Below are 12,299 nucleotides of genomic sequence, written 5' to 3' on the forward strand. Positions count from 1 at the left end.
TGACGTGCTGAATCCTTGGCCGCCATCATGGTGCCGCAGCCTCGTGCGACGGCTTCATCCAACACCAGGAGGGTTCCGTGATCAGACATCTCGCGCTTGCCGTCACCTTGCTCGCCGCGCCACCTGCTCTTGGGCCTGCGTTCGCGCAGGAGACGCTGCTCCGCCTCTCCGAGACGGCGGAGCGCACGGTGCGCGCGGACCAGCTCGTCGCCGTGATGCGTGCGCAGGCGACGGGCGGGTCGGTCGCTGCCGTGCAGGAGCAGGTGAACCGCCAGGTTGCCGCAGCGCTGGAGAAGGCGCGCGGGGTTCCCGGCATCACGGTCGCGACCGGCAGCTACTGGACCGGGCGCACGGGCGATCGACGCGAGCAATGGCAGTCGAGCCAGGAGATCAGGTTGACCGCGACCGACGCCTCGCCCGCATTGCTCGATCTTGCCGGCGCGCTGCAGGCGCAGGGGCTTGCGGTCTCGCGCCTCTCCTACGAGGTGTCGCGCGGACTCGCGCGTCGCGAGCGCGAGGCGGTGACGGCAGAGGCGCTGGAGGGGCTGAAGGAGCGGGCGGAGCGCCTGGCCGGCGTGATGGGCATGACCTTTGCGGGCTTCCGCGAGGTCCGTGTCGATGCCTCCCGCTACGTGCCGCCGATGCCGCGCGCGATGGCCTCGCCCATGGCTGCCTCGGCCGCGCCGCCGCCGGCAGCAGAGCCTTCCGATGTTCCGATCACCGCCACGGTCGAGGGCGACGCGATCCTGAAGCCGAGGTGACGCTCATGCGGATTTCGTTGCACGAACGGCGATCGCGGTCGCGGTGAAGCTTCGCGGGCCATCCGGGCTGCCGCTGCGATAGGCGGCCAGCACCGCCTCGCGCGCGATCACCCGCTGCTCATCGGGCAGTGCTGCAAGGTAGGGGCCGAGCACGCCGGAATGGCCGCTCCACGCTGACCAGAACGTCGCGCCATCGGGGTATTCGACGCGGATGGTGATCTCGCTCTCGACCATGACGGTGAGGCCGGCTGTGGCAAGCGTCGCCGCGATCCGACCGGGCCGTGCGAGGCGGATGCGGTAGAGCCTGTCGCGCATCTCTCCCCCGCCCGGCACCGCGAGTGCTACCGTGTCGGCGAGCAGGCGGAAGATCGGCATGCCGCCCGTCACGTCCCACATCGCGGCAGCGACCACGCCGCCGGGGCGGACGACGCGGGCCAGTTCTGCTGCCGCAACATCAGGCTCCGGCGGGAAGGGGAGCACGAGCATCGCGAGCCCCGCATCGAACGACGCTGTCTCGAACGGCAGCGCCATCGCATCGGCCTCGATGAAGCGGGCCGTGGGCACCGCTGCCTGCGCAGCGGCGACGAAGCCGGGCGCGATGTCGATCCCGGTGATGCGGGCGGATGGATCGGCCTCGGCGAGCGCGACGGCCAGGTTGCCGGTGCCGCAGCCGAGATCGAGCACGGCAGCACCGCGCGGGATGTCGGCGAAGGCGAGGAACGGATCGGCCAGGCGGCGCGAGAGCCGCCCCATCGCACGGGAATAGGCCTCCGCATTGGCGGCGTAGGCGGTCATGCGCCGCCGCCCGCGCTGCCTTCAAGGCTGTAGCGGAAATCGCAATGCGGCGCCCCGCCCATGATCGTCTGCGTGCGGGTGAGCTTCAGCCGCGGATCGTAGCCTTCGCAGAACGTTCCGTCGCGGTTGCATGAGAGTGCCGCGCCGAGATGGCCGATACCCATCGCCTTGTACGTCTCGGCATACCGGCAGCGGGTGACGTTGAAGGCGAACTCCGTCTCGGTCTGCTTCAGCACCTCGATGCGCAGCGCATCATCCTTCGTCCAGGCCGGAAGCGTGTCGACGAAGCTCTGGATGGACGTCTGCCCGCCCGGCGCCTTCTCGGCCCAGGCGGCACCGGCGGCGCGCGCCATGCGGATGACCGCGCGGGCGAGGATCTCGGTTGCCTTCCGTTCGCCGAGTTCGGCCGACATCTCGGCGTGCAGCTCCTTGGCGAAGGCCGCCTCGATGGCGCGTTGCCGCAGGATGCCGATGTCGTCGGCCCCGGTTGTCACACTGCTGGTTGTCGTGTCGCTCATGGGGTGCCTGCTTCTGTTCCGTCGCTCGTCGGGGCAGAGTAGCGCGGAACGAAGGAGGTCGCGATGCACCGCTTCGGCGCATGGATGCTGCCGCTTGCCGTGATCGCGAGCCCTGCCGCGGCCGCCGTCGCGCAGGCCGCGTAGGCTTGCTGTTCCTCTCCCGCGGCGCGACAGTGCCCGAAACGCGGAGGAAATGACCGATGATCCGACGACGCACGCTGCTTGGCACCGCTGCCATGGGCCTCGCCTGCCCCGCCCTCGCGCAGGCCTATCCGACGCGGCCGGTGCGAATCATCGTTCCCTCCGCTCCCGGCGATGGCGGTGACAGCATCGCACGCCTCTACGCGCACTCCCTCGAGCGCAGGTTCGGCCAGGGCTTCGTGATCGAGAACCGCACGGGAGCAGGCGGGCGCATCGGCACCGAGGCTGCCGTGCGCGCGGCGGCCGACGGCTACACGCTGGTGATGGGCAATGCCGGCAGCCATGGCATCAACGCAGCGCTCTACCGCACCCTTCCCTACGACATCGCACGCGACTTCCAGCCGATCAGCCTGCTGGTCGAGGCGCCGAACGTTCTCGTCGTGAACAAGGCGAAGCTGCCGGTCGCTGACGTTGCCGCGCTGATCGCCAAGGCTAAGGCCGATCCCGGCGGGCTCAACTACGCCTCCGGTGGTCCTGGCACCTCGGCGCACCTGACGATGGAGCTGTTCAAGTCACTCGCGGGCGTCGACCTTCAGCACGTGCCTTTCCGCGGCGCGGGCCCCGGGCTCCAGGCGCTGGTGTCGGGAGAGCCGCCGGTGATGTTCGTGAACCTTCCCCCCGCCATGGCCTTCATCCGCCGCGGCGAGCTCCAGGCGCTTGCCGTCACCTCGGCCGCGCGCACGCCCGATCTGCCCGACGTTCCGACGGTGGCCGAGAGCGGACTTCCCGGCTTCGAGACGATCGCCTGGTTCGGGCTGCTGGCACCTGCGGGAGTACCGCGCGCGGTGGTCGATACGCTGCACGCCGCCTGCGTCGAGATCTCGGGGATCCCCGACGTGGTCGAGAAGGTGCGGCTGATCGGCGGCTTCCCGCGCGCCAGCACACCCGAACAGTTCCAGGAGCGCATCGTCGCCGACATCGCCAAGTGGCGGCGCCTCGTTGCGGAGAAGAACCTGGCGCAGGAGTAGGACGGTTGCGCATCGCCCGCATCGACTTCGCCGGCGTCAACGTCACGCCGAAGACGAACTGGTCGTTCCTCCGCGTCACCACCGAGGATGGGCTCAGCGGCATCGGCGAGGCGACGCTCGCCAACCACGAGGGCGCCCTTGCCGCAGAGGCCGAACGCCTGCCGCGCGCGCTCGTCGGCGCGGATGCGCGGGTGCGCAACACGCTCACCCGCGTGCTGCCCCACGCGCCCGCAGGCCTGGTGCGGCATGCGGTTCTATCCGCACTTGACCAGGCGCTGTGGGACATCGATGGCCAACGTGCGGGTGAGCCGATCCACCTCCGCCTCGGCGGCGCGGTGCGCGACAGCGTTGCCCTCTACGCCAACATCAACCGCGGCGTTGCCGAGCGGACGCCCACGGGCTTTGCCGTCGCCGCGCGCCGCGCGGTGGCTGATGGGTTCGCTGCCGTGAAGCTCGCGCCGTTCGATCCGTTGGTGTGGGAGGATGCGTCCTCCCCGCACTTCCGTGCGAGCTACGCACAGGGGCTCGACCGCGTGGCTGCCGTGCGCGAGGCGGTGGGCGCTGGCATCGGCGTGATGGTCGACTGCCACTGGCGCTTTTCCGCAGGCGGGGCTGCAGCGGCAATTGCCGATCTCGCGCGGTTCTCGCTGCATTGGGTGGAATGCCCCGTGGCCGAGGCGAACCTCGCCGCGATCCGACGCCTGCGCGGCATGGCGAATGATCGCGGCATGCGGCTCGCCGGCGCCGAAACCCTCGCGGGGCTTGCCGGCTTCGCGCCCGTGATCGCGGCGGAGGCGTATGACGTGCTGATGCCCGACATCAAGTATTGCGGCGGGCATGAGGAGATGCGGCGCATCGCAGCGCTGGCACAGGTCCACGGGATCGAGATCGCGCCGCACAACCCGACGGGGCCTGTCTGCCACGCCCATTCGGTGCATGCGGCGGCGGCGATCCCGAATGCTGCGATGCTCGAGGTCCAGTTCGGCGAAACCCCGCTGTTCAACGGCATCATGGATGGCGAGGTTCCGGCAGCAACAGGCGGGCGCGCCACGCTGCCCTGCTCCCCTGGCCTCGGCTGTTCGCTTCGCGCGGGCATCGAGGCAGAACGTCCGTGGGTTCCGATGGAACGCGCCTGGCTCGATCCCCGCCTTGGATAAGGGCCTCGGATAAGGCGACTTGGTTGATTGACGCCGCGCGTGCGCCGCAGCACGCTGCCCCTTCACGAGCGGGGAGAACGGGCGATGCGCATGATCGGTTTCGGGGCTGCGATGGTGGCCGGCATGCTGGCGGCCGCCCCCCTGCATGCGAAGAGTTTCACCTGGGCGTTCAACGCCGATATCCTCACGCTCGACCCGCACGCATCCAACAACACCTTCACCAACGCCTTCGCCAACAACATCTACGAAGGCCTGACGCGGCATAACGCAAAGATCGAGATCGAGCCCGCGCTGGCCGAGCGGTGGGAGATCGTCTCGCCGACGCTGTGGCGCTTCCACCTCCGCCGCGGCGTGGTGTTCCACGATGGAACCCCCTTCACGGCCGATGACGTGGTGTTCTCCTGGGCGCGGATGAACACGCAGGGCGCGCTCGTCCGCCGCACCATCGGGCCGGTGACGGAGGTGCGGAAGGTCGACAGCCACACCGTCGAGTTCGTCACATCGCAGCCGTACCCCGTGCTGCTCTCCTCGCTCACGCATTTCTTCGTCATGAGCAAGGACTGGGCGGAGAAGAACAACGCGACAACCTCTTCCAACCTCTCCGAACGCCAGGAAAGCCCTGCGAGCCGCAGCGCCAACGGCACAGGCCCGTTCCGCCTCAGGCTGCGCGAAGCCGACACGCGGACGGTGCTCGAAGCCAACGCACGCTGGTGGGACCGGCCGGCCCACAACCTGACGGAGGTGACCTACCAGCCGATCCGGAGTGCGGCGACGCGCACGGCGGCCCTTCTCTCGGGCGCGATCGATGCGACCGTGGAACTGCCGCTGCAGGACATGGCGCGGGTGGAGAGCGACCAGCGCCTTCAGATCGTGCAGGGGCCCGAGCTGCGCACCATCTATTTCGGCTTCGACCAGTATCGCGATGAGCTGCTCTACAGCGACATCAAGGGCCGGAACCCGTTCAAGGACATCCGCGTCCGCCAGGCGGTGTACCAGGCGATCGACATCGAGGCGATCCGCCGCCAGGTCATGCGCGGCCAGGCCTGGCCGGCTGGCATGATGGCGAGCCCGTTCCTGACCGGCGCGCCGCAGGACCTGAACCAGCGCCTCTTCCCGTTCGACCCGGAGGCGTCGCGGCGCCTGCTGGCCCAGGCGGGCTATCCGGATGGATTCACCGTCGGCCTCTCCTGCCCGAATGATCGCTACGTGTATGACGAGCGGATCTGCCTCGCCACCATCGCCATGCTCGGGCGGATCGGTATCCGCGTGCAGCCGCAGATCGAGCCGCTGAACGTCTGGTCGCGCCGCGTGAACCAGCATGACGTGTCGATGTTCATGCTCGGCCATGCCGGGCTGCCGCTCGCCGATGCGTGGTACGTGCTATCGGAGGTGATCCACACAAAGTCGGCCACCACCGGCGGCTTGAACAGCGGCCGCTACTCCAATCCGAAGATCGACGAGCTCACCCAGGCCGCAAGCCGCGAGACGGACGAAACCAAGCGCCGCGCGCTGATGCGCGAGGCATTCGAGGTCGAGCGCCGCGACATCGGGCACGTGCCGCTGCACCAGCAGCCGATCGTGTGGGCGTCCAAGCGCGGCATCGACCTGGCGCAGGGGCCTGACAACCGCCTGCGGCTGTGGCTCGTTCGGATGCCCTGACACCAGAGGACACCCATGACTGACATCCTGATCCGCGGCGGCACCGTCGTCGCGATGGACGAGGCACGCCGTGTGATCGAGGACGGTGCCGTCGCCATCACCGGTGACCGCATCACAGCCGTCGGCCCGCGCGCCGAGGTCGAGGCCGCGCATGGCGGGGCGACGACCGTGATCGAGGCGAAGGGCCGCGCCATCCTGCCTGGCCTGATCGACGGCCACGCCCATGCCGGCCATGCCCTCGTCAAGACGATGGGCGGCGGCGACAGCGCGGCGTGGTCAGAGGCGTGCCGCATCATCTACACCACCGCCTCCTCGCCCGGCTTCTGGCGCGCGGAAGCGCGGCTCGCGGCGCTCGAGCGGCTAAAGAACGGCGTGACCACCGGTGTCTCGCTGTTGGGCGGCGGCGACAGCGTGATGCGCGTCGATGACCCTGCCCATGGCGAGGCGCATGCGGCCGGCGTCGGCGAGGTGGGCATCCGCGCGATCGTCGCGGTCGGGCCGACCCGCCCGCCGCACCCTCGCCCCTACGCGTCATGGGACGGGCCGCGGCGGACCGACTATCCCGTGAGCTTCGAGCAGCAGGCCGAGGTGATCGGCACGCTGATCGAGCTGCTTCACGGCACGCAGGATGGGCGGATGGCGATCGCCACGCTCATGCCCGTCTATCGCGAGGCGACGCACGACGCGGCGCAGGTGGCGTTGATCGAACGACAGGGGCGCATCGTGCGCGATCTCGGTCGCAAGGCCGGCACGCTGTTCCACCAGGACGGTCACCAGAAGGGTTCCATCGCGATGGCGGAACGGATGTTCGGCCTCAACGGCACGGACGCGTTCTACAGCCACTGCACCGACCTGACCGAGGAGGATATCGAGAGTGCGGCGCGCACCGGCACGTCGATCGTGCACAACCCGACCGCCATCGCCCAGGTGCGCGGCCACTGTCCGGTGCCGCTGCTGATGGAACGTGGCGTGACGGTGATGATCGGCTCCGACGGCACCGCACCCGATCGCGGCACCGACATGTTCCGCCACATGGTGATGTGCGCGCGGCTGCACCAGCGCGCGGCGCGCGACGAGCGGCTGATGCCGCCCGGCAAGCTGCTCGAGATGATCACCACCGATGCCGCCAAGGGCCTCGGCATGGCCGATCGCGTCGGCTCGCTGGCACCGGGCATGAAGGCAGACGTGATCACGGTCGATCTCGCGACCCCGCATGCCTACCCGCCGAACATGCCGGTGAACCGGCTGGTGTTCTTCGCCGGTGGGTCGGATGTGCGCGACGTGGTGGTCGATGGCCGCATCCTGATGCGCGAGCGCGTGGTCGCCACCGTGGACGAGACCGAGGTGCTGGCCGAGGCCGCCGCGGAGACGGAGACGATGCTGGAACGATCGGGGTTGCGCGCCATGATCCACTGCGACCCGGGCTGGGGCCGCGTGCGGTTCTGATCGCCAGCATCTGATGTTGTTCGGGGCCGATCTCTGGATCCCGATCACGGTCGCCGCCGCGCTGTTCCAGACCTGGCGCACGGCGTTGCAGCAGAAGCTGCGCGGGGCGCTCTCAGTCAACGCTGCGGCGTTCGTGCGCTTCCTCTACGGCGCTCCCTTCGCGCTCCTGTTCCTGCTGCTGTGGAGCGGGGCGACGGGGCAGTCCATCCCCGCGCCGAACGCGTGGTTCATGCTGCTGTGTGCCACGGGCGGGCTCGCGCAGATCATCGGCACCTCGCTGCTGATCCGCGCCTTCGGCTATCGCAACTTCGCCGTCGGCACGGCCTATTCCAAGACCGAAGCCGTGCAGGGGGCTGTCGCTGCCTGGATCATCCTCGGCGAGGCGCTGTCGCCGCTCGCCTGGGGCGGGGTCGCGCTTGGTGCGGCCGGCGTGCTGACGCTGTCGCTGCCGAAGCAGGGGATGGCGATCGGCGATGTGCTGCGCTCGGCCGCGCAGCCCGCGGCGCTGTGCGGCCTCGGCGCCGGCGCGGGTTTCGCGATCGCATCGATCTTCTTCAAGATGGCGAACTTCGCGCTGCCTGGCGATGACCCGATCCTGCGCGCGCTTGCGACGCTCACGGTGACGAACGTGCTGCAGACGCTGATGCTCGGCGCCTGGGTGGCGCGGGCCGAGCCCGAACAGTTTCGCCTCTCCTTCGCCTCATGGCGAAGCGCGGGCTGGGTCGGGCTTCTTTCCGCTGCCGGATCGTCATGCTGGTTCTCCGCCTTCGCGATGGCGCCTGTGGCGATGGTGCGTGCGCTGGGGCAGGTGGAGATGGTGTTCACGCTCGCCTTCTCGCGCCTCTATTTGCGCGAGGCGGTCCGCCGCGCGGATGTGAGCGGCCTGGTCCTCGTGGTGTTCGGCGTGGTGCTGATCCTGCTCGGGCGGTGAGAAGGATCAGTCCAGCTTTATTCCCCGCGCGGTGATCACCCCGCCCCAGAGCGCCGTTTCGCGCGTGAGCCATTCCCGGAAGCTTGCCGGCCCGTCAGTGCGGATGTCGGCGCCGAGATTGGCAAGCCGCGTCGCGGTCGCCGGCTCGCGCATCGCCGTGGCGAAGGCGGTGTGGAGCTGGTTGATGATCGCCTCCGGCGTTCCGGCCGGTGCGAGAAGCCCCTGCCAGATGCCGCTCTCGGCAGCAGGCCAGCCAAGCTCGCCGAAGGTCGGCACGTCCGGCAGGTCCGCCAGCCGCCGCGGGCCGGTGACGGCGATGGCGCGCAGCCGCCCGTCCTTCACGAAGGGCAGCGTCGCGGTGGCACCATTGACGATCATCTGGCTCTCGTTCGCGACGGCTGCCTGGATGCCTTGCATGCCGCCGCGATAGAACACCTCCGTCACCTCCGTGTGCCAGTGCTGCACGACGACGATCGCGGTGAGGTGGTTCACGGCACCCACGCCCGAATGGGCAAAGTTGATCTTCCCCGGATTGGCCTTCGCGTAGGCAACCAGCTCGGCTGCGGTGTTCGCGGGCACGGAGGGGTGAACCGCCATGATGTAGGGCGCGTAGATCAGCATCGTCACCGGGGCGAGATCGGTCGCGGGATTGTAGGTCAGCTTCGAGAAGAGGGCGGGCGCGGTCGTCAGGATGCCCGGGTCGGTCAGCAGCACGGTGGCACCATCGGGGGCTGACTTCGCGACATGGTCGGCGCCCAGGTTCCCGGCCGCCCCGCCGCGATTGTCGACCACGACAGGCTGGCCGACCAGGCGCGCGAGGTCGTTCTGCACCAGCCGCGCGATCAGGTCGGAACTGCCGCCAGGCGGGAAGGGAACGACGATCCTGAGCGGGCGGGTCAGCGGCTGCGCTGTCGCCCCTCCGGCTGCAAGCAGGGCAGGGAGCGCGAGTGCGGCGCGACGCGAGAAAGCGTTCGTCATGGTGACCTCCCGTATTCGTTGCCGAGTGCGCGGATGATCCCCGCGATGTAGCCGGTGGCGTAGGCGCGCGAGCGGTGGCCCCAGACCGTGTCGCCCTCGACATGGGGAACATGGTCATCGATCACGAACCCGTCGAAGCCTGCGTCACGCAGCGTGCGCAGGACCGCGACGGGATCGACCGTGCCTTCGTCGATGAACGCCTCCGCGAAGCGCGGCAGCGCGCCGGAAACCGAGCGGAGATGGACGTAGTGGATACGCCCCATCCGCGCGAAGCGGGCGAGCGCCGCCATCATCGTGTCCGCCCCACGCTCTGCCATCGTGCCGGTGCAGAAGGCGAGCCCATGGTGGGGACTGTCGGCGAAGGCGAGTGCACGATCGAACGCGGTCGCGTCGCGGAAGATGCGTGCGACGCTATCGAGCATCGGCACCGGCGGATCGTCCGGGTGCAGCGAGAGCTTCACGCCCGCCTCCTCCGCAACCGGCAGCACCGCGGCCATGAAGCGTTCCCAGTTCGCCCACATCGCGCTATCGTCACGGATCGGCAATATTCCGGTCTCGATGCGCTGGCCGATCGCGTGGTCGTAGCCTGTGACCAGCGCGCCGCCGCGGCCATGGTCGGCCTTCGTGGTGCGCCACACGCCGTCGGGGATCCAGTTGTAGCCGAGCACGCCGATGCCGGCCTGGCCCATGGCACGGATCGTCGCCTTGAAATCCTCGATCTGCTCATCCGCCCCGGGAAGGCCGAGCATCGCCTTGGCGAGCAGGTTCGCCGGCACGCCTTCGATGCATTCGAGCGCCAGCCCGTGCGCGTCGACCGCCGCGCGAAGCTGGGCGAGATCGAGGGCGGACCAGCGCCGCGTCGGCGCCCGCGGGCCGGCGGACGCGGTGAACTGCCGGCCGAGGAAGGTGGTCCACCCCGGGCTGTCGAAATCGGGCTTGTTCACGGTGATGCCGGCGCAGCCGATCTGGCGTGCGAAGGCGAGATCACCCTGCGTCAATTCGCGGAACTGACCGGCGGCAACGCGCACGTTGTTTCCTCCGTTTATGAATTTATCTGATCAGGAAAATTTGATAGAATCAACCATGGACACGACCGAGGATGCCGTCACCGCCCAATTGCGACGCCTGATCGTGGACGGAACGCTCGCGCCCGGGCAGCGGCTCACCGTCGCTGCGCTGTCGGCCAGGCTCGGGGCAGGAGCAACGCCGGTGCGCGCGGCGCTGAAGCTGCTCGAGGGCGAAGGGCTGGTGGAGGCGGAGGCCAATCGCGGGGCCTGGGTGCGCGCGCTCACCCCCCAGGACATCCGCAACATCTACCGGCTGCGCGCGGCCGTGCTCGGCGTGCTCATGCCCGATGTCGTCCGCCACGTGACGGAAGCCGACCTCGATGCGCTCGATGCACTGGAGGCGCGGTTCGAGGCGCTTGCCGAGGCCGGCGACGGAGCCGGCGCGATGGCGGTGAATCAGGATTTCCATCGCACGCTGCTGGCCGCCGCGCGCAACCGCGATGCCGCGGCAGTCATGAACAGGAGCTGGGCTCTCGTCGAGGCGCTGCGCCTCAGGCTCGGCTTCGGCCCGGGGCGGCTGGCGCGGTCGGTCGAGAGCCATCGTGCGCTGCTTGGCGCGCTGCGCCGGCGCGATGCGACAGGGGCGACGGACCTGGCGATCGCCTCCTCCGACAACGCGATGGCCGACCTGCTGGCGCTGGCACTCGCCTCGCCCGGTTCGGCGAGGGCGCGGAAACCGGTCGGTTGACCCTCAGCGCGGCCAGCGACCGTCGAACAGCGCCGCGATGTCGGCAGCGTCCACCTCGGCCAGCATCGCCGGTGTCCATCGCGGATCACGCGTCTTGTCGACGACCTGCGCGCGCACCCCTTCGGCGAAATCCGGGTGGAAGGTGACGCTGCGCGTCAGCCGAAGCTCCGTCGTGAGGCAATCGGCAAGGCTCATCGCAGCACCGCGCCTGAGCGCCTCGAAGGTGACGGTGAGCGAGGTCGGCGACATCTGCGCCAGTGTCGCGAGGGTGGCCCGCGCCCACTCGCTTCGCTCTGCCTCCAGTGCGGCGATGATGCCGGCGACGCTGTCGGCGGCGAAGCAGCGGTCGATCGCCGGCCGATCCTCCGCCAGCAGGCTGTCGGGCGGCGGCACGGCATGGGCGTCGAGTGCAGACACCCCCTCGCGTGCGAGCGCATCCTTCAGCGCGACGAGGCCCGCCCGCGGCACGTAATGCGTCGCAAGCCCCGTGTGCAGCGCATCGCCGGGCGAAATCCGCGCGCCCGTGAGTGCGAGGTACATCCCGCTCGCTCCCGGCAGGCGCGGCAGGAAGAAGGTCGCGCCGATATCGGGGAACAGGCCGATCGCGGTCTCGGGCATCGCCATGGTGGCGTGTTCGGTCACCACCCGGTGGCTGCCATGCACCGACACGCCGAGGCCGCCGCCCATGGAGACACCGTCGATCAGTGCGACATAGGGCTTCGGATACTCGGCGATCATGCGGTTGACAGCGTATTCGGCGACGAAGAAGGCCTCGATCGTCTCGCGCGCGCCGGCCAGCGCCAATGTGCGGACGGCGCGGACGTCGCCCCCCGCGCAGAAGGCCCGTCCGCCGGCCCCCTCGATCGTGACGAGGCGAACGGCCGGATCGTCCCGCCAGGCGTTGAGCGCGACAGCGATCGCGTCGATCATGCCGCGGTCGAGCGCGTTGAGCGCACGCGGCCGATTGAGCACGAGGCTGCCCGTTCCGCGGGAAACCGAGGCCAGGACGGTCGGTTCTGCGTTGGCGTCTGTCATGGCGTTGGGCTCCCGTCCCCTGCTGCAGGCAGCGGTAGCAGCGCCGATGCTGCCGTGCAACATGGACACGGGGGCCAGGCCCAGGGTGGCGCGGA

Annotated in this window: 12 protein-coding genes; 7 read left to right on the top strand and 5 right to left on the bottom strand. The window is 69.6% G+C overall.

From position 1 onward, the window contains the following. Nucleotides 1-77: 77 nt before the first annotated feature. Nucleotides 78-761 (top strand): SIMPL domain-containing protein, encoded by a 684-nt coding sequence (locus tag Q0C38_RS14325; protein ID WP_291297784.1) that lies wholly within the window; start codon nt 78-80, stop codon nt 759-761. Nucleotides 762-764: 3 nt separating this feature from the next. Here Q0C38_RS14325 and Q0C38_RS14330 read toward each other — a convergent pair whose 3' ends face one another. Together Q0C38_RS14330 and Q0C38_RS14335 are read right to left on the bottom strand one after the other, a co-directional pair. After that, nucleotides 765-1,556, bottom strand: a complete 792-nt coding sequence (locus Q0C38_RS14330) for a class I SAM-dependent methyltransferase (RefSeq protein WP_291297785.1) — start codon at nt 1,554-1,556, stop codon at nt 765-767. Next, the gene (locus tag Q0C38_RS14335; RefSeq protein ID WP_291297786.1) at nt 1,553-2,074 is read right to left on the bottom strand and encodes an L-2-amino-thiazoline-4-carboxylic acid hydrolase; all 522 of its coding nucleotides are present in this window, start codon (nt 2,072-2,074) and stop codon (nt 1,553-1,555) included. The genes Q0C38_RS14330 and Q0C38_RS14335 overlap by 4 nt, the downstream gene beginning before the upstream one ends. A 200-nt stretch (nt 2,075-2,274) precedes the next feature. On the opposite strand from Q0C38_RS14335, the gene Q0C38_RS14340 reads away from it, so the two are divergent. The 5 genes from Q0C38_RS14340 to Q0C38_RS14360 all read left to right on the top strand — a co-directional run bounded on the left by Q0C38_RS14340 (nt 2,275) and on the right by Q0C38_RS14360 (nt 8,436). Further along, nucleotides 2,275-3,243, top strand: a complete 969-nt coding sequence (locus Q0C38_RS14340; RefSeq protein WP_291297787.1) for a tripartite tricarboxylate transporter substrate binding protein — start codon at nt 2,275-2,277, stop codon at nt 3,241-3,243. 5 nt (nt 3,244-3,248) lie between these two features. Then, complete coding sequence (locus tag Q0C38_RS14345) at nt 3,249-4,400, top strand: mandelate racemase/muconate lactonizing enzyme family protein (protein ID WP_291297788.1); 1,152 nt, start codon at nt 3,249-3,251, stop codon at nt 4,398-4,400. Between the two features lie 84 nt (nt 4,401-4,484). Beyond that, nucleotides 4,485-6,059, top strand: a complete 1,575-nt coding sequence (locus tag Q0C38_RS14350; RefSeq protein ID WP_291297789.1) for an ABC transporter substrate-binding protein — start codon at nt 4,485-4,487, stop codon at nt 6,057-6,059. Between the two features lie 15 nt (nt 6,060-6,074). Then, complete coding sequence (locus Q0C38_RS14355; protein ID WP_291297790.1) at nt 6,075-7,505, top strand: amidohydrolase family protein; 1,431 nt, start codon at nt 6,075-6,077, stop codon at nt 7,503-7,505. A gap of 13 nt (nt 7,506-7,518) precedes the next feature. Then, complete coding sequence (locus Q0C38_RS14360) at nt 7,519-8,436, top strand: EamA family transporter (protein ID WP_291297791.1); 918 nt, start codon at nt 7,519-7,521, stop codon at nt 8,434-8,436. A gap of 6 nt (nt 8,437-8,442) precedes the next feature. Here the strand turns inward: Q0C38_RS14360 and Q0C38_RS14365 are convergent, their stop codons facing one another. After that, nucleotides 8,443-9,414, bottom strand: a complete 972-nt coding sequence (locus Q0C38_RS14365) for a tripartite tricarboxylate transporter substrate binding protein (RefSeq protein WP_291297792.1) — start codon at nt 9,412-9,414, stop codon at nt 8,443-8,445. Next, nucleotides 9,411-10,442, bottom strand: coding sequence for a mannonate dehydratase (locus tag Q0C38_RS14370; protein ID WP_291297793.1), 1,032 nt, complete (start codon nt 10,440-10,442; stop codon nt 9,411-9,413). Before Q0C38_RS14370 ends, Q0C38_RS14365 begins: the two co-directional genes overlap by 4 nt. A gap of 55 nt (nt 10,443-10,497) precedes the next feature. Here Q0C38_RS14370 and Q0C38_RS14375 point away from each other — a divergent pair, with 55 nt between their 5' ends. Further along, nucleotides 10,498-11,169 (top strand): GntR family transcriptional regulator, encoded by a 672-nt coding sequence (locus Q0C38_RS14375; RefSeq protein WP_291297794.1) that lies wholly within the window; start codon nt 10,498-10,500, stop codon nt 11,167-11,169. Between the two features lie 3 nt (nt 11,170-11,172). Here Q0C38_RS14375 and Q0C38_RS14380 read toward each other — a convergent pair whose 3' ends face one another. After that, complete coding sequence (locus tag Q0C38_RS14380; RefSeq protein WP_291297795.1) at nt 11,173-12,204, bottom strand: enoyl-CoA hydratase/isomerase family protein; 1,032 nt, start codon at nt 12,202-12,204, stop codon at nt 11,173-11,175. Nucleotides 12,205-12,299 lie beyond the last annotated feature (95 nt).

It is taken from the genome of Elioraea sp., from assembly GCF_022842375.1.
Lineage (GTDB): Bacteria > Pseudomonadota > Alphaproteobacteria > Acetobacterales > Acetobacteraceae > Elioraea_A.